Below are 18,434 nucleotides of genomic sequence, written 5' to 3'. Positions count from 1 at the left end.
TTTTGATTCTAGTATTCAAAATGGAACGTATTCTATTTCAAAACAAAATATTCGATATTTTGGGATTTAATATTTCCCAGAATGAAGGAATCGATTTCCATGCCATTGGAAATCTTTCAATGAAACAGGAGCTAGGAAAATAAGTTTTCGAAATCAGCGGGTGATTATGAGCGGAAAAGAGAGGAAAAAACAAATAAGTTTTAAAAAAACGGCAGAAGAGGCGTTATCCGATTACGGAAGTTGACCTAACATAGAGAAAAACCGTGGAATTGTTACAATTTATCTTCATTAAGTGGAAAGTACGTGAATAGTTTAAAAAAGTTAATAAAAAATACATTGTCCGGCAGTAAAGCATTGCGTCCTCCTTTTATTGGTTCATATTTCACGAGGTCGATCAATTGGTAATTCAGGTTATATACAATGATCCAAAATATTTTTCCACGAAGCATTGAGAAAAATTCAACAGTTATGAAACTATGATGCTGCTGTTATGCCAGTTGACCCTACGCTGTAGACGGAAAGTTCGGTGTAACCATTCAATGGAGAAGAAAAAACAGAAGTATCAGAATTTTAGCGAAGATTATAATCAAAACAAATGAGGCTTGCATGAAAGTTTAATAGAACGAAACTTTCTGTAAGCCTTTTTTTAGCGTGATGACAAATATTGAGCAGATGAATTGAAATGAGGAAAGAATGCACGGGCACTGCTGAGTGAGGTATCCGCCCAGTTTTTAGAAAATAAATTCTGACTATTGACAATATTAATTTTATTTTTTAATATCGAATTAAGTAATTAAGTTCCCTATATCAGGAACAAATAAAAATTTTTATTTTTTTAGGATTTATGGAAACGCATACATGATCATTATTTTTGGATCAATTTTATTTTTCGGGAGGGTTACCTATGAGCAAAAAAGAAGTCATCACGGACACAGAATTAAAAGAATATTACGATGGGATGAAAAATAGTTATTTAGGTCCGCTATGGTATGATTTAGGACACATGGTGACAAAAGAGCCTGTTCATGATGTGGAGCCATATTTATGGAAGTGGAAAACGATCCGCGATTATGTTATGAAGGCGGGAGAAATTTTAGAACCTGGAAAAGATGCTGAGCGGCGCGTTGTTTATTTGCAAAATCCTAATCTATTAAAACATGGATTAGTCGGATATGGGACACATACGTTGTATGCCGGAATCCAGCTATTGCTGCCGGGGGAATTTGCTCCTTCGCACCACCATTCTCAAGGAGCGATCCGTTTTATTATTGAAGGTTCTGGAGCTTATACAGCTGTGAATGGGGAAAAAGTGTACATGGAACGGGGAGATATGATTCTTACTCCTGCATGGACATGGCATGAACATAAACATGAAGGAACTGAACCGATGATTTGGCTGGACGGTTTGGATGTAGGACTTGTGAAAAATTTGGCTGCTTCTTTCTTCGAACCTTATGAAAATGGATTTTACCCTGAACAGCCGCCTGAAAATTATTCAACTGAAAAATTTGCAAAAGGTGCGTTCGTTCCGAAAGGCAAAAAAGAAAAGCCTGGGTATCCTTCTCCTATTATTGGCTACAAATGGGAGCGCGCCAAATATGTTTTAGAGCAAATGAGTAAATCGCCAAAGGAAAACGAAGATCCGTATGATGGTTATGCGATTGAATACATCAATCCGACAACAGGAGGATCGGCAGATGAAAGAATCGGTTCGATGATGCAAAGATTGCTGCCGAACCAGCATACGAAAGCGCATCGCCATGTGCACAGCGCCATTTACCATGTTCTTGAAGGAAAAGGATACACAGTCATTAACGGACAAAAATTTGAATGGGAAAGAGGAGACTTCTTCATTCTGCCGCCGTGGAGCTGGCATGAGCATGTCAATGAAGGATCGGAGGACGCCTATTTGTTCTCATTCAATGATAAGCCGGTTATGGACATTCTTGGATTAGAATATGAAGAGGCCCATCCGGAAGGGCATCAAAAAATTGAAAAAGTATTTACTCCAGGCCCGTAAATAGATTAAAAATTGTGCAGAAGCGATTTAAGTGAGGAGTGTGCCTATGAAAATTGCCATTTTTAATGATAATCGATTAGGAATCGTAACAGGCCAAAAAGTTTCAGATGTAACAACTACCGCTGACTGGGATCAAACAAAGCCGCATGAATCATTAGTAAGGCTGATGGAAAATTTTGATTCATTGAAAGATACACTGGAAAAGGCAGCTCAAGAAGGAAAACAGTACGATCTTGAAGAAGTAGTTTTTAGAGCGCCTGTCCCTTCACCAAGCAAAATATGGGCTGCTCCTGTTAACTATAAAAAGCACCAAGAGGAGATGAACAAACAATTTAACAACGCTCCGAGAACGATTGAAGAACTTGCGCTGTTCTTAAAAGCTCCGTCATCTGTTTCAGGTCCGTCCGATCCGATTTTGCTTCCATTTAAAGACAGAAGAACAGATCATGAAGCAGAACTCGGATATGTCATCGGCAAAAAAGCGAAAAATGTTAAATATGAAGATGCAAAAGATTATATTTTCGGCTATTTCGCCTTATTGGACATTTCCATCCGGGGAAATGAAGAGAGAACATGGAGAAAATCTTTTGATACATTCACACCGATCGGTCCATGGATCGTGACGGCTGATGAGATTGAAAATCCAAATGATCTTTCATTGAAGCTCTGGGTCAATGAAGAATTGCGCCAGGACGGAAGCACGAAGCATTTAATTTATGATTGCTACAAATGTTTGGAAGTCGCATCGACTTATTCGACATTAAACCCTGGGGATATTATCGCAACCGGAACTCCTGAAGGTGTCGGACCGATCCGTGATGGAGATGTCGTCCGCATTCAAGTTGGAAGTGTGGGGGAATTTTCCGTAAACGTAAAATTTGCAGATGAGAATTAGAAGGTGGAAACATGAAAAATATTTATACGTTTAGAGTAGTGTGGGGAGATACAGACGCTGCTGGCATCGTGTTTTACCCGAATTTTTACCGGTGGATGGATCAAGCCTCGCATGAATTGCTGCGCTCCGCAGGCTTTCCTGTGGCGAAGCTGCAATCGGATGAAAAGATCATTACACCGCTTTTAGAAGCATTTTGCCAGTTTAAATCACCTCTTCTTTATGATGATGAGGTAGCTGTCCATTCTGAAGTAGTAGAAGTTAACAACAAAGTTTTCAAAATCAAGCATACGTTTAAAAAAGGGGATCAAGTTGTAGCAGAAGGCCATGAAGTGAGAGCATGGACATCTGTCGCAGAAGATCGGCCAAAAGCAGTGCCTGTTCCTGAACATGTCAAAAACATCTTTTTGTCTTAATTTTAAGCTGAAGGCAAAGGTTGTTTTTGACAAACTCAATCGGAAAACCGCCATTTATGTAAGAAGGCGGTTTTCCGTCTACTTTTGATGGGGGGGGATTTGAATGGCAGCAAACCGGATGACTGAAAATGTGCTGATTCATGAATTGATTGAAGAATCGGCAAAAAAATTTAAAGACCGTGTTGCTTTTGCAGAAGGGGACAATTTCTATACTTTTGAAGACTTGAATCAATTGTCATTAAGATTGGCGAGGCATTTTATACAGCTAGGTTTGAAGAAAGGCGATGCCATCTCTGCACAGCTGCCCAATTGCTGGGAATTTGTTGTCGTACATCTTGCTGCATCGAGAATTGGGTTAGTGTTTAATCCGCTCAGTCCAAACTACCGGAAAAAAGAGCTGCAATATATGCTTTCACATTGTGAAGCGAAAGCGTTTGTAACAATTGACAATTGGAAGGGATTCAATCATGAACAACTTGCTCATGAATTGAAGGCTCAGCTTCCTCATTTACAGCATGTTTTGGTGGCAGGGGAAAAGAAGAATGACCGCAGCATAAGTATCACAGCTTTGCTTGAATCAGAACCTGATTCCGTTTCTGATCAAGACATACATGAAAACTTACCGGCTTTTGATGATCCGTGCATCATATTATTTACATCAGGTACAGAGTCCAATCCGAAAGGAGTTCTTCATACATTCCGGACATTTGTTCCGTGCCATCTGCTAAATGGCAAGGAGTATCAAATAACGGACAATGATACCATTTTATGCTTAACTCCATTATGCCACATGTTTTCACTGCCGATGATTATCATTAGCCTTCGATATGGAGCGAAGCATTTACTTTATCCAGAATATAAATCAAATGAAATTATCGACTTATTGAAAAAAGAAAAAGTATCTTTTTTGACTGCTGCACCCGCACATTTAATTGACTTATTAAGACAGTGCGAACAGCAAAATGTAAGCGGTTTAAATCCTCGACTTATTTTAACTGGGGGAACAAAAATACCGGCGAAAATGGTTCAAGATCTTAGGGCTACATTAAACTGCGATGTAGCTGCTCAGTGGGGCATGAGCGAAATTTGTGCAGGAACCTTTACTCGTCCGGGCGATGAAGCTTCATTAACATGGGAAACAGTTGGCAGACCGGCACCGGTCGGGGAAGTCATCATTGTAGATGAGCGGCACAAACCGCTTCCGACGGGCGAGATAGGAGAAATCGCTTTTAAAGGAGAAAGCTTATTTATTGAATATTATAAAAATCCGCAAGTAACCGCCCAGTCGTTTACGGAAGACGGCTATTTTTTAACAGGGGATCAAGGCTGGCTTGATGAAAAAGGATACCTCCATTTCGTCGGACGGACGAAAGATACGATTAACCGCGGCGGATTAAAATATCATGCTTCAGAAATTGAAGAAGCATTGCAAATGCATCCGAAAATAAAACAAGTGGCAATCGTCAGTGTTCCAGATCCTCGTCTAGGCGAACGGGGCTGCGCCTTCGTCTCTTTGCGAGAAAATGAAACGATTGATCTGGAGGAAATTAAAGAATATTTGCAGGAAAAAGGATTTGCAAAGTATAAGTTTCCAGAATATTTAGTGATTAAAGATGAACTGCCGACCACTCCGTCCGGCAAAATTTCAAAAGGGCTTGTCAGAGCAGAAGCAGCATCCTTATCTGAAAATTAAGCATGTATCAAGGCAGACAACGAACAAAGGCTGTCTGCCTGTTTTAAACGACATGCTTCGGTCAAACGTTAGCAGAACTCACAAAAGATCAATAAAAGTCTGAGAAACCTTTTTTAAAAGTCTGCCCCGATGTTTGCACCAGCAGATCTTATTTTCTGAACAAAAACGCATAAGGGTTACTTTTAATAGGTGCTAGTTCATGTTTTGTGAGCTAGTTCTCTTTTTCATTTTAAAAGTTTAAACCCCATTCTTTTTCTGCCACGGATTTTATTTCGTTAATAGCATTTTGCTTTTTTTGAAGAATATGTTTATATTTTTCATCATCTGTTTGGAGATGGTCATTTACTTCAATTTGATAAGTTGCGATATTTTCATCATCTTTTACAATAAGGCCATATGATAATTCCTTACTATAAAGAGGAACCCAAACAATTAAATCCACTTTTTCTTTGCTATTACTTACTGATAAATTGGTATATGTCTGGAAAAGGGGAGCTTCATATACTGTAAGAACCATATCTGATTCGTTTTTCGCATAATCACCTAATGGGTTTTGTTCGAATCCTTTCGCATATGTTTTCATCAATTGGCCATTGGCATAAGTGTGGATGCCAAAATATAAAGCAAATATGCCAACAATTCCAATCATTATTTTAAAAATAACTTTTTTATAATTCAATGATAACATCTCCCATCTTTTTTAATTCCTCATCATGTGTAACCAATATAATGGTCTTTCCTAATCTATTAAGTTCTTTTACATGTTCCATCACTAGATTGGCGTTATATTTATCCAAGCTTCCTGTCGGTTCATCTGCCAATATAATACTGCATTTTTTCATAAACAGACGCGCAATGGCTACTCTTTGCTGTTCTCCACCGGACAAAGTATATATTTTTCTTTTTTCGTAACCATTCAATCCAACTTTTTCTAATGCTGCTGAGACAGTGGTATTGTAATGCACCCCTTTGTCAAGACACAAATTGATAATATTTAAGTTATCCATTCTCTCCTTTCGCTATGAATGTGGTGCGTGTGCGATAAAGGCTTGACATGGAGCCTCTACGGGCACGATTTTTTGCGCTGGAGCGATGGACAGATAACATCGCATGGCTAAAACAGCCTATCATGCCCGTCTCTCCATATAAAGCCTCTCATCACGTTCGATGGTTAGGATGCTTGAGCCATCTTAGGTTGCTTGTACACTGTTGCTGGCGTCAAATAGTCCAAGGATTGGTGAGGTCGGTCTGTATTATAGAACGTAACATAGCGTCGAATGCCTTTTCGCAACTCTTTAGGATTATCGAATTCATTGAGATAGATACATTCATACTTTAAAGCTCTAAAGAAGCGTTCCGTACGACTATTGTCTGTTGCTCGTCCTTTGCCATCCATTGATACCTGGATGCCATACTCTTTCAACAGCCCGAGATAGTCAGCGTTTGTAAAATGGCTGCCCTGGTCACTATTGATGATGGTCGGCTTACCATGACGCAATGCCCGCTTAAGACAGTTGATGACAAATCCTTTCTCCAGCGTACTAGATAACTCGTAATCGATCACTTTGCGGCTGAACCAGTCGATGATGGTAAACAGATACATAAAGCCCCGTCCCATACGAAGGTAGGTGATATCCACTCCCCACACATGGTTCGGATGGGTGATCTCCAATCCACGGAGCAGGTAAGGTCGGCAGTACTTGGCATGTAGCCTCTTACTAATGTTGGGTTTAGGGTAAATAGCTTGTATACCCATAAGGCGCATGAGACGGCGTACGCGTTTACGATTCACATCAAATCCTTTCTCACGAAGTTTCGCAGTCATGCGCCTGTAGCCAAAGTAGGGATGAACTGTATAAAGCATATCCATTTCGTGCATGAGCATGATGTTTTCTGAGCTTTCTGTTTGCCCCTTTGATTGGCGATACACGCTAGTACGATGAATACCTAATAACTGTGCCTGACGCTTGATGCTGATCGATGGGTGATTGAATTCGACCATAGCCTTTCGTTCGTCAACAGACTTATTTGAGTCCAGATTTTTTTTTCAGCCAGTCAACTTCAACCGTTAACTGACCTACCAATTTCTCTAAATTTTCTTGTTTGGCCTCATATTCTTTACGGATTTTATCCACTTCGCTTGAGCCTTTTTCAAAGACCATCGAGGATCGTTCTAGAAATTCTGCTTTCCAACGACTGACCATGACTGGGCTTAATTCATATTTGGCGGCTATTTCATTGACGGTTTGCTCTTCACGCAACACCTCAAGAACCACCTTAGCTTTAAATTCTGCGGTATATCGGTTTCTTTTTTTCATGGTATCATTATAACTTATTTATCACGCTCATGTGTCTCACCTTATGGGAGCATTATATATTGTTTCTATATTTCTTGTCGATCATAGAATGTTTTCTTCAACAGATAAAGTTTGGGCGAGGGAAGTGGATGACTTCTTTGGTTACAAAGAAAAAGACGGGCGGTATATTAAACGGTTTGCATTGAAACATTTTTCGGTAGAAGGAGAGGAAAACATATGACAGAAGAAAGTTAAAAAACCAAACCGAAAAATTCATTAATTATTAATATTAATATTTTCTTGAAAAGAGAAAGAGAGACTTGTTTAATTCAAGTCTCTCTTTTATTTGCTAATAATCATCCGAATAAGGACCTTTCATCAAAGGGATATGTTTTATGAATTTTTTCAATTCGATTCCAAAGTAATTTTCTATATCTCGTTTTAGATTTTGCTCTAATTGAATAAATTCCCTTACGATATAGTCTAAATCAAAAACATTGTACAAATCTTGCTCTGCCCAAATAGATTTCACTCTTGCTTTATTTGAAAATGGAATTAAAGACAGAATAGCACCATCTTCATAATCGTCATATTCAATCGTATAATAATGGAATTCTGGAATATGTTCATCTGTGACTCTGTTTTTCCATTCGTATAATGCTTTATAGAATTCTAAAATAGCAAGTTCTGTTTCAAAGTATAACTCATTATTGATTTTTATTGTAAGTGTAGCTTCTACCGCTAATATGGTAGGAACATCACGTTTATCTTTATTTGAAATAATTCCATTATCAACTACAAAATTGTATTCAAAAGTTATTTTACTGGAAATGCTGTCCATATCTTACCATCATATCCTATCACTATTCTTATTTTTGTTTCACCTTTTTACAATGTCTTCCTTTACCACATCCGTGATATGACTAATCGTTGTTGGGGAGTAGGCATTTCCTAGAATTCGTTCAATAAACTTGCTAATTTCACGCGTACTCATGCCACTTTGATACATGTTAATGATCGCTTCCTCGAGCCAGCACTGATAAATTGGTATATGTCTGGAAAAGGGGAGCTTCATATACTGTAAGAACCATATCTGATTCGTTTTTCGCATAATCACCTAATGGGTTTTGTTCGAATCCTTTCGCATATGTTTTCACCAATTGGCCATTGGCATAAGTGTGGATGCCGAAATATAAAGAAAATATGACAACAATTTTTTTTATAATTCAATGATAACATCTCCCATCTTTTTTAATTCCTCATCATGTGTAACCAATATAATGGTCTTTCCTAATCTATTAAGTTCTTTTACATGTTCCATCACTAGATTGGCGTTATATTTATCCAAGCTTCCTGTCGGTTCATCTGCCAATATAATACTGCATTTTTTCATAAACAGACGCGCAATGGCTACTCTTTGCTGTTCTCCACCGGACAAAGTATATATTTTTCTTTTTTCGTAACCATTCATGTTTTTGTCAATAATAAATTGAGCCAGAGCGATCACTTCAAAAGTGAGCCACTTTTAGAATCAGAGTTCCCATAAATGGGAGAAGGTGGGTGTTTGGATGAGTTGCCCCTAGGGGCAACTCATCCAAACGCTTCGCGCACCTGGCTACCACTCCCCATTTTCCCTCTGTTTCATACTTTGACGGAATCGATAAGATTCTCCGTTTAGAAGAAGAATGTGCGAACGGTGAGTGAGCCGATCAAGCAACGCTGCTGTCATCTTTTCATCCCCAAAAATGTTCGTCCATTCTACAAATTCAAGATTTGTTGTAATGATGACACTTGCACGTTCATAGCGATTGGAAAAGAACTGAAATAATAGCTCTGCTCCTGTTTTGGAAAAGGGGATATATCCCAGTTCATCTACGATGATCACATCATATTTGAGCCACTTCTTCTCAAACGCACCAAGTTTGTGCTCTTCTTTAGCAATAAGCAACTCTTCCACTAACTCGGAAGCAGTAATGAATTTGGTTTTGTAGCCATTTTGGATCATGGCGATTCCAAGCCCAATGGCCAAATGGGTTTTCCCTGTGCCACTATTCCCTAGAAAAATAATATTCTCTTTTCTCTCTACAAACTCACCTTTTGCGAGTGTGAGAAATCGATTTCGATTTAAGCTCGGCATGAAAGTAAAATCATAGGTGTCTAAAGTTTTGTGGATGGGAAAGGCAGCTTGTTTGAGCCTTCGCTGTCTTTGATTTTCCTCTCTTGCCTGCACTTCTGCTTCTAATAGTGCCAATAAGTATTCTTCATACCGTAGATTTCTTTCTTCTGCCTCTCTTGCGAGAGAGCGATATTGTTTCGCAATTGTAGGCATTCTCAATTGCTTCGTGATATGGTCTAAAAGGATTTCTGTTGTCATTTCATCTGACCTCCCGTTAATTGTCCGTATTGAGCTACGTTTGCCTTTTGAATTTTATAGTCTAGTAGATTTACAGGCGTTTTCTCCTTAGATAGATCTTGGACCTGCAAGTAGTTATTCGTCAGTCTTTGAATGATTTCATGGACGACTTCATACCGATAGACCTGCGCTTGTTCAGCTTCTCGTAATGCTTGTGTCAATTTTTCCATCCCGATCTCTCGATGAAGGAGAAGGAGTCGGATAAATTTACGGTCGCCCGCGGCTCCTTCTTGTTCCCTCATTTTTCGGTGAAAACGCCTAAATACATCCGGAAGGTCAGATGATTGAAATGCATGGGCATCCCGAATCGCTCGCGGTTTTTTTAATAATGCCTCCAGATAATGATCTAGATTGGTGATCATCTGGTTCCGTTCGTAAGAACGAGGATGTTCAGCGATCACTTGATTTTGAGCCACAACGATCACATGATCGACAAATATTTTTGCCCATACAGCTTGACCTACATAACTACAAGGGACAGAATACTGATTGGTCTCCACTGTAATTAAAGAGGTCTTATTCACCTGACAAGAGACTAATCGGCAAGCTTCAAACTTCTTTTCAGGGAGTGGGTGTAGATACTCCTTTTCTTTCGCCCACATTTGCGCAACCGTTTCTTTAGTGAACGGAACGGTTTTTTCTTCCGCCTCTCTCAAACACCAGTCCAATAGATAAGCGTTTAATTCCTCCAGCGATTGTACGTCCGGAAGCGGAACGAAGACGTTTCTTCTTACGTATCCGACCGTCCCTTCCACTCGTCCTTTTTCATTCCCGGAACGAATATTACAAAACTCTGCCTTAAACAAATAGTGGGATTGTAAGGCTAGAAAAGCATCCTGTTCGAGACGATCTCTCCCTTGGAGTATTTTTACTACGGCTGTTTTTAAATTATCAAATACCCCTTCGGTAGGTACTCCTCCAAAGAATTCAAACGCATGGACAAAGCCATCTAAGAAAGCCTCCTGTTTCTCATGCAGGTATGCTCGTACAAATCGCATTCGACTTGCCGAAAGTTGCATACAAAAGAGGTAAATTCGTTGTGTTCGACCCTGTAGAATAATATCCGCCTCTCCCCAGTCGAATTGGAATTGGTGGCCGAGTTGAAAGTCAAGGGGAATAAAGACTTCCTGTAGCTTCTTCTTACGTTTGGCTACAACCTTACGGATGTTGGACTCAGATCCTTTGAAATCGTACTCATCGACCAATCTTCGATAAATTCTGGCAGCGGTATGACGTTGTTTTCCCCAACGTTTTAGATCGTCTTCGAGCCATTGATCAATAATGGGCAAGACTCGCTTCGTTTCATCGGAATACTCCTTTCCATGATAGTTTTTCTGCCGATGAATGGTGGTTGGAGCCTCATTCTGTTTTAGATATTTGCTTACGGTATTTCTTGAAATCCCTAATTTTTGAGCAATTTGTCGTTGGGATAGCCCTTCTACCTCATGCAAGAATTTGATATGATGAAATTGAGCCATCTTGATCATCCTTTTTCTCTCCCTCTGATGAAAAGTTTAGGCACTTTCAATCATAAGGGAGGTAATGAAAATTGGAAATCAGGTGGCTCATTTTTTATGTGATCGAACCCTTCAAAAGTGGCTCAATTTTAAATTATCAAATACAATTCAATCCAACTTTCTCTAATACTGCTGAGACAGTGGTATTGTTTCTATATTTCTTGTCGATCATCAGAATGTTTTCTTCAACAGTCTTATTTTCTACTAATGCAAAGTTTTGAAAAAGAAATCCGAGCTTCTCTCTATATGCCTTAAGAATATCATCGTTTTTCGAAAGATCTAAGCCGTCGATAAATACTTTCCCTGCATCTACCTTTTCAATCCCTCCTATTATATTTAAAAGCGTCGTTTTTCCGCTGCCGCTCTTTCCGCTGAATACGACAAATTCACCTTGCTTGATAGAACAAGAGAAATCCTCGAATAGAACACGATTCCCGAATTTTTTTGTTATATTTTTGATTTCCAGCATTTTATATACCCCCTTTTAATACGCGGGATATGCTTATCTGTTCAAATTTATTTATAAACAGTGAAAGAATGACAATAGTATTTATCAGCACAATTGTACTTGCGAAAAAAATATAAAGGAAAGAGAAATGATAGAACATAATTTTTCCCGCTAAGGCAATTCCCACACCTAAAATGAAGGCACCAATTAACAATCTGAATACACCTTTATACCTTTGAAAAAAAGTTTTTCCGAATACTTTATGAAGTGCTATTTCAATGGCTCTAGAATTAAAATCCATTTTTAAAATGGTAGATAAAGAAATATTAAATAAGATTAACAACATAATGCTTAAAATGATATTGATTAATAAAACTAATATTTTTTCAGCACGTTTTTCTAAATATAAATCTTTTATGTTATTTTTATAGAAAATTTCATCTTCATAGCCAATTTTTTTAATAAAAGCTTCAAAATTATTGTCATTGTTAAATTTAACTAATGAATTAAAGACATAGAAACCCATTTCATTACTAGGTAATTTACTATGGGTATCAAAAATAATGATAGGATTTTTCTTATAATTATCAGCTAAATTTGCCATATTAATATCATGTATTAATAATGTGTAAGGATTTTTAATAGTTATTGTTTCAAAAATCCCGTCATCATTTTGTAACAAGTTGGTAATTTCATTAGGTGTTGATGGATCAAATATACCTTTTTCTTTTAATTCCGCATCTGTATATCTAGAAATGAGATAATATCTGTCCTCTTTCAGTTTATTTAAATCAATTCCTAAATCTTTAATTTCCTTTTTCGCATATTTATTCAAATACACTATAGACTCATTTACATTCACCATACTTGACGAAATACCGCCATTGTTTGAAAAATCAAATGATAAATGAATTCGGTATTTATCGAGATAATCATTATAAAATTTAACTGCATATTCTCTTTCTGTTTCAAAGTTCGTAGTTTCGGTATAGTTTTTTAATAAAAAGAGGACATTATCGTAATCATAATATTCTTCCCAATGATCCCTCTGGTTAATTGTTAATATAGCATCGTAAATCGTCTTCAGATTGAAGGTTAAAGTTAAGATTAAGGTTACAGTTATGATAAACAATATAAAAAAGGCTAATATTTTATATCCTAATGTGTAATAGCTTCTTACAAATGTTTTCTTAATATCCAAATTGCGAAGCATAAGATAGAGAATATTTGTAGAAAGTACGATAACAAACAACATGAGAACTGATATTAATAGAAACTTAGATGATTCAGTTATAAAAATCGCTAGTAACATACCAATAAAAGCACTGCTAATAATAGTTACTGAATTTGTAATCATCAAGGGAACAATTATACTTTTCTTATCAGACCCATTAAAATATTTAATTAAAACTTCCTTTTTTAGGCTATTAACCTCAAACATGGTATATAAGAATATAATGAAAAACACAAAGGTCCAAGCCGAAATAATCATAAATATTGCATCATTTTGATAGCGGTTTTCTTCGGGTTTGCTCATTCCGTATTTATCAATTGTTTCAGAACGCAATTTTTCCACGCTTTTTTTAGTGCCAAAAACATAAAAGTATTCTTCTTTTTTTATCTCAGTAATATCGCTAAAGGGTTTAAATATAATTTCTCTCTTGCCGCTAATTAACGATTTAAATATAGAATGATCATTCTTTACTAATATTCTTTTTTTAAAATAATTTTTATGTTCCTCTGTAGAATAGATCGTATAGGTAGCAGAATTACTAGAATTAACGGTTGATGGTACGACATATATTTTTAAATTTAGTTCTTTGCTCAGTCGGTCTAAATCTTGTATGTACTCTCGATTTAACTTCTCACTTTCCACATCTGTTGTATACTTAAAATCACTTTCAAATACTTTTCCATCTAAATAATAAATATATGCGTCCCCTATAATTGTGAAGGCTATAAAAAATAACAGGGAGAAAAACGCAAGCTTCTTTTTATTGACCATACATCATAAATCCTCCATTAAATAAAATGGTATATTTGTCAGCTTGGTCTAATTGGAGCTGTTCTAATATTCTTTCATATTGCTTAGTAGCTGCTATCATTTTGATTATAAGGGAATTAGTGTAAAAAATTCCATATTTAAACGTTGATTTTTATATATTTTTGTGGAAATATTGAAAAAAATCTTAAAACCTTGTTATCAAGAGTTTGAGAGCTTTTAAACTGTGTTTTTCGCAACAGATCTACAAAAATTCGCACATCAACTATTAAATCCAACGTTGGCGAACGAAGCGCACCTTCATTAAGTATTGGTGATTCGATATGGATTGATCCGCACGCTTTAAAGTACTTCATCTGTTAAAATGTGTGAATGACCGCATCCGAATAGTTGAATGCTTCCGACCTTTTAAATCGCTTCATTAACTGCATAAGCAGACTTATTTTGCAAATAAAAAAGAACCGAGACACGTACCAACAGAACATCTCCCGGTTCTTGTATAGTATGCATTTTTTTTCAGCTTCTCATGCTTCGATGCAACAGGTGAGAACTCTTTTACAAAGGGGGAGACACAGTATAATTACAGCATCTCTTAAGTAGTCGATTGGGCAATTTTCCAACTCTCTCTTCGAAATATTAGTTCATTTCTTTTGTAATCATCGTTAATTGATCTGCAGAGTGGGACACTTCTTCAAACGCTTTTCCTAATTCATTTACCACATTTACAAACGATATCAATTCCGTCTCGATTTTATTGTTTTGCTCCATTGTTTTAGCCATTGTGTCCAAAATTTGCTCAAAGTGTTTCTCTGTTTCTTGCATGTTTTGATGGCCGTTATTCACTTCTGTTTTTATTTTTTCAAGCGACTTTGTAAGATCCTCTACTTGTTTTTGGGTATTTTGAATGAGAGAAGATACTTTTGAAACTGAATTCTTAGTTTGTTCGGCCAATTTACGGACTTCTTCAGCTACAACAGCAAAACCGCGGCCAGATTCACCTGCTCTTGCAGCTTCTATGGCAGCATTAAGCGATAATAAGTTGGTTTTGTCAGCAATTCCAGTAACAATGCCGACGATTTCTTGCATTTTATTTGATATTTCCAATAATAAATGGACATCATTTGATATATTATCAACGGCACTATAAATGTTCGACATGTTTAATGTCTGTTGATGCATATGTTCTTTTCCTTTTTCGGCACGTTCTTGTGCGGTTAGAGATAGATTAGTTCCGTTTTTTGCAAGGGAAACGATTTCGTTTGATTGCGCGATTAATTGCTGGAAAGAAGCATTTGTCTGCTCCGAGATTGCAGCCAGATTTTGAGATGCTTTTGCAACATTTTTACGAACTGACCTTTTTTGTTCCTCTATTGCAATTGCTTCCTTTAATCTTATTGATTCAGTATCATACGCCTCTAATACCAATTGTTGTTCTAAGTTTATAATTTTAGAGACCGCTCTTATGGCAAGAAAGCAATCTTCCTTATTCATCATATTTTGTTGGATAATATCCATAAGTGCTAAAAATAGATCCTGAAATGCACACATATACCATTTCGTTTGAAGACCTATCCTTACATGCATATGTGCAATTTTAATTCTTTTGTCAGTGAAAGCTGCATCTATTCTTCCGTTAAACATTTCAACAATATGTTGTCTAAGCGTCTTTTTTAATTTTTCTATCGAACTGTTATCATTAATAATTTTTAAAAGCGATGGTTCTTTTTCCAAGTTCTTATAAAATCTATCAGCAATTAAATCAATTTTTTCAATTACGAATGGCTGTATAGCATTAATAATCTGTAAATCTTTTTCTGTTAGGTCGATCATTAAGATTTGCTTTTCAATTTCACTGCCTTTCGTGATACTTATATTGCCTTTCCCGTGATCAAAATTAAAATACGAATTTTCTTGCTTTGTTCTTTTGAAAATCACCTATATTTCACCCCGTTACAACATGTAGGCATGTGCCAATACGAATAAATCCCGAAAAATACAACAATACATAACATTTTTGAAAATATTTTACATCATCCGTTCCAAAAATGTTGGGATGATTTTGGATAACCAACCCTATTATCTAACTAGCTGTTTAAGGCAATTAAATATCATTTAGCTTCTTTATGTACCTATTCACGCTGCGAGTACGGATGGCAGTGAAACGATATTGAGCGGCTAGAGCAGAAATAATAGTTTCCACAATTTTAACCATCGTACCAAATGAGTTTTTTCTTCTGCCTAATTTGTTATAAATTATTCAGTTTCAACCGACATGCTGCACTTGTTCGGCATGGGGTTGACCCTCCTCTTCGATTTCCAACTCTCTTAAAATTTTATCGCGATATTTTCGGTTTTGACGTGTTCCTGAAATAATTTCAGAAAGGCGGTTTAACGGGATTTTATGCTGCTCGCAAAACTCCTTATGGGTCATTTCAAGTTCTGCCAAGCGCCGCTTGATTTTCCACCCTAACGGAGTGATGCGTTGTTTGCGAACCGCCATTTAAATCACTCCTTTCTATGATCATTCTGTTTCCCTATGCCGAATTTTGGTAGAATGAAAGGGAGTCATAACTATATTGAGGATTAGAATTCGTTATGAGATGTTGATTCAAAAATCTATTGCTGATTAACTATGTCCTAGTGCTATCTCCGAAAGATTTTCATGTATAACGAGGACGGAGAAACGCAGCAGGAGCTTTTATCATCCTTAAAGCTTCACATCGACCAGATTGTTCAGGAGATTAAGCCTGCTCATCATGTTGTAAAACCAAACTGTGGACAAATAAAAGAACCAAGTTCCTAAATTCATGCCAGTACTAGCTCTATTTAGAGACTATCTATATTTCGGAGAATTTAATGCAGATGGTATTAAAAAACAGTGAAGCATTTCCATTTGTATATCTTCAACTGATTGATGTAGTTGGGAACAAGTTGTTTTCTCGATGCTTCAAATTGGCAATTTTTAAAGGACAGATGATTCAACAGTTTATGTATGAATTTGAAAGTATTTATACAACAGCTCAAAGAACTATTTTAGATAGCAAAACTCTGCTTGATGCTTCGAATGGGTATAGCCTTTGATTGAGCTCGTCTATTTCTTTCATTGTTAAGATCAATAATCAGAAGGCTTTCCGGACATAAAGAACATTTGATATGCTGCATTTTTCAGTCAGCACGCTGTACCTGTTTCATCCAAAGTATCTGCACCGGAACAACAGCTTGCATATTCCAATCATTGGATCGCGATGCTATTGTTGTACAATGATTCAACTGCTAGTTCAGTTTCAAGGCTGCAAAAGCGGTTGTGATGATTAATATAAAGGATAAACCGCTGCGCGCTGATTATTTAAACGGATATATAGTCCATCGGTAACCTTCATGAAATGACTTATGACGGTTCTTTTGGACCAATGGACTAGGAAACTTACGCAGATTGTCGAACTTTCACATCTATTTACACTTTATTTTTGTTTGACAAGGTAATCGGTTACCACTTTTGATTACATTATATATTCCTATAAGACGAAAATCGACAAAATTTTCCTTTAGGACTAAAAATATTTCTTTTAGGAAGATTATAGAGAGGTTGACAAAAAATGAACGATTTCAAAAAGGAATTGGGTAGTCGGATAAGACGAATTCGTAAAGAAAAAGGTTTGACACTTGAGGAAATGGCAAAAGCTACTGGCATTACGAATAGCGCACTAAGCAAAATTGAAAGAGGAGCAGTTTCAGTTTCTGCTGAGAATCTATCATTAATAAGCAGAGTTTTAGGAGTGAGTAATGATTTCTTGCTATACGGCGAGGCTTATTTGACTAGTGTTCCGATTTCTGAAACTAATAATAAATTTACGTCAAATTCTTGTTTACAAGAAATGACTGACCGTGCTTCAGCTGAAGACGATAAAATTAAAAAATCTCCATTGTTTAAAAGATTTCAGGATTTAACCATAAAATGCTTGAAAGGCGAAAACAGTTCGGTCAGCTTAGATCCTGAAGCACTAATGAATCTATTTAAAGCCTCAGCTGCTCTTTTTGCTGATCCATCTATAAAAGTTAGTGAAAACGAAATGATCGATCAACAAAATGACAAAAACGAACTTTCTCCAGAAGAGCAGGAACTAATCGAAATCCTCCGTCAATTGGATGACGGCGACAAATTTGAAATTATGGCTATTGCCAGAATGAAAAGAGACATCACTAAAAGGTATGGCAAACGAAAAAAGGGGATGTCATCTACATCGATTTCCGAGGGGGCTGCCGCATCTGAAAAACGTTATGATAAGTTTGCTTAATTTTATATTCCAAAATGGTAAGTATGTTACCATTTTTAAAAATTGAGCAGGTCTCGTATTTTCCCTTAACAGGTAGACAGTCAAATGTAATGATTTTATGCTCCTAACCGTCTACATTGGAGGGGATTTTTTAAAGCAAAGAAAGGATAAACGTTTCAATTTTTATCAAAGCATTTATTTTATAATGAAGGTTTGGATTTATTTAGGCGTTTTGTAACTGAAAGACAATATTATACTAAAACCGACAATTTAAATATGTAAGTGAATTTCGAAACGGATTGACCTTATTCTAAGCGGAATTTGTTGTCAATACGAACCTTTCACGAAAGTGTAATCGAGTACACTAAAACCATTCAACTAAAGAAGAACTATTAAGGGCATCCTGGCTAGTGTACTATTCGTTTTGGCTGGTATTTTCATTACGACACGAGAGAGACATGA

At 36.8% G+C, this 18,434-nt stretch carries 17 protein-coding genes and 1 pseudogene; 6 read left to right on the top strand and 12 right to left on the bottom strand.

Features of this window, described 5'->3' with window-relative positions; genetic code table 11:
* Positions 1-904 precede the first annotated feature (904 nt).
* The 4 genes from NSQ61_RS09300 (at position 905) to NSQ61_RS09285 (ending at position 5,021) form a co-directional block, all read left to right on the top strand.
* Entirely contained in the window at positions 905-2,020 is a 1,116-nt protein-coding gene (locus tag NSQ61_RS09300; protein ID WP_066251654.1) for a cupin domain-containing protein, read from the top strand.
* A gap of 46 nt (positions 2,021-2,066) precedes the next feature.
* Positions 2,067-2,915, top strand: coding sequence for a fumarylacetoacetate hydrolase family protein (locus NSQ61_RS09295; protein ID WP_066251651.1), 849 nt, complete (start codon positions 2,067-2,069; stop codon positions 2,913-2,915).
* 11 nt (positions 2,916-2,926) lie between these two features.
* Entirely contained in the window at positions 2,927-3,328 is a 402-nt protein-coding gene (locus NSQ61_RS09290) for an acyl-CoA thioesterase (RefSeq protein WP_144597478.1), read from the top strand.
* 103 nt (positions 3,329-3,431) lie between these two features.
* A complete protein-coding gene (locus tag NSQ61_RS09285; protein ID WP_242009302.1) occupies positions 3,432-5,021 on the top strand; it encodes a class I adenylate-forming enzyme family protein in 1,590 nt (529 codons plus the stop codon).
* Between the two features lie 229 nt (positions 5,022-5,250).
* Here the strand turns inward: NSQ61_RS09285 and NSQ61_RS09280 are convergent, their stop codons facing one another.
* From NSQ61_RS09280 to NSQ61_RS09270, 3 genes are all read right to left on the bottom strand, one after another.
* The gene (locus NSQ61_RS09280) at positions 5,251-5,700 is read right to left on the bottom strand and encodes a hypothetical protein (protein ID WP_066251646.1); all 450 of its coding nucleotides are present in this window, start codon (positions 5,698-5,700) and stop codon (positions 5,251-5,253) included.
* Positions 5,690-6,028: an ATP-binding cassette domain-containing protein gene (locus NSQ61_RS09275; protein WP_066251643.1), complete on the bottom strand. Its 339-nt coding sequence runs from the start codon at positions 6,026-6,028 to the stop codon at positions 5,690-5,692. The genes NSQ61_RS09280 and NSQ61_RS09275 overlap by 11 nt, the downstream gene beginning before the upstream one ends.
* A 164-nt stretch (positions 6,029-6,192) precedes the next feature.
* A protein-coding gene (locus NSQ61_RS09270; RefSeq protein ID WP_445206394.1) for an IS3 family transposase occupies positions 6,193-7,339 on the bottom strand; the annotation gives its coding sequence in 2 pieces (ribosomal slippage) (positions 6,193-7,069 and positions 7,068-7,339; 1,149 coding nt in all).
* 43 nt (positions 7,340-7,382) lie between these two features.
* On the opposite strand from NSQ61_RS09270, the gene NSQ61_RS09265 reads away from it, so the two are divergent.
* Positions 7,383-7,559, top strand: coding sequence for a hypothetical protein (locus tag NSQ61_RS09265; protein WP_186439253.1), 177 nt, complete (start codon positions 7,383-7,385; stop codon positions 7,557-7,559).
* 108 nt (positions 7,560-7,667) lie between these two features.
* On the opposite strand, the gene NSQ61_RS09260 is transcribed toward NSQ61_RS09265, so the two are convergent.
* From NSQ61_RS09260 to NSQ61_RS09220, 9 genes and pseudogenes are all read right to left on the bottom strand, one after another.
* Positions 7,668-8,159: a DUF7878 domain-containing protein gene (locus NSQ61_RS09260; protein WP_066246766.1), complete on the bottom strand. Its 492-nt coding sequence runs from the start codon at positions 8,157-8,159 to the stop codon at positions 7,668-7,670.
* Between the two features lie 45 nt (positions 8,160-8,204).
* A pseudogene (locus NSQ61_RS09255) lies at positions 8,205-8,351 on the bottom strand (transposase); the annotation flags it as partial.
* A 186-nt stretch (positions 8,352-8,537) separates the two neighbouring features.
* On the bottom strand, positions 8,538-8,825 hold the full coding sequence (locus NSQ61_RS09250; RefSeq protein WP_340806822.1) for an ATP-binding cassette domain-containing protein: 288 nt from the start codon (positions 8,823-8,825) through the stop codon (positions 8,538-8,540).
* Between the two features lie 108 nt (positions 8,826-8,933).
* Entirely contained in the window at positions 8,934-9,692 is a 759-nt protein-coding gene (istB, locus tag NSQ61_RS09245; protein ID WP_066251710.1) for an IS21-like element helper ATPase IstB, read from the bottom strand.
* Positions 9,689-11,218, bottom strand: coding sequence for an IS21 family transposase (istA, locus tag NSQ61_RS09240; protein ID WP_066251714.1), 1,530 nt, complete (start codon positions 11,216-11,218; stop codon positions 9,689-9,691). Before istA ends, istB begins: the two co-directional genes overlap by 4 nt.
* Positions 11,219-11,345: 127 nt before the next feature.
* Positions 11,346-11,717: an ATP-binding cassette domain-containing protein gene (locus NSQ61_RS09235; RefSeq protein WP_340806821.1), complete on the bottom strand. Its 372-nt coding sequence runs from the start codon at positions 11,715-11,717 to the stop codon at positions 11,346-11,348.
* Between the two features lies 1 nt (position 11,718).
* On the bottom strand, positions 11,719-13,701 hold the full coding sequence (locus NSQ61_RS09230; RefSeq protein ID WP_340806820.1) for a bacteriocin-associated integral membrane family protein: 1,983 nt from the start codon (positions 13,699-13,701) through the stop codon (positions 11,719-11,721).
* A gap of 633 nt (positions 13,702-14,334) precedes the next feature.
* Positions 14,335-15,633: a globin-coupled sensor protein gene (locus NSQ61_RS09225; RefSeq protein ID WP_340806819.1), complete on the bottom strand. Its 1,299-nt coding sequence runs from the start codon at positions 15,631-15,633 to the stop codon at positions 14,335-14,337.
* 328 nt (positions 15,634-15,961) lie between these two features.
* On the bottom strand, positions 15,962-16,198 hold the full coding sequence (locus tag NSQ61_RS09220; protein ID WP_340806818.1) for a hypothetical protein: 237 nt from the start codon (positions 16,196-16,198) through the stop codon (positions 15,962-15,964).
* Between the two features lie 1,096 nt (positions 16,199-17,294).
* Between NSQ61_RS09220 and NSQ61_RS09215 the strand changes: the two genes are divergently transcribed.
* Positions 17,295-17,993 carry a helix-turn-helix domain-containing protein gene (locus NSQ61_RS09215; RefSeq protein WP_340806816.1) on the top strand — a complete coding sequence of 233 codons (699 nt, stop codon included), beginning with the start codon at positions 17,295-17,297 and terminating at the stop codon, positions 17,991-17,993.
* The last annotated feature ends 441 nt before the right edge of the window (positions 17,994-18,434 follow it).

The sequence above is a fragment of the Aeribacillus sp. FSL K6-1121 genome (assembly GCF_038003725.1).
Taxonomy (GTDB): Bacteria; Bacillota; Bacilli; order Bacillales; family Aeribacillaceae; genus Aeribacillus; species Aeribacillus composti.
The sequence above is the reverse complement of the archived record's forward strand: the minus strand, read 5'-3'. Positions and strand labels throughout refer to the sequence as shown.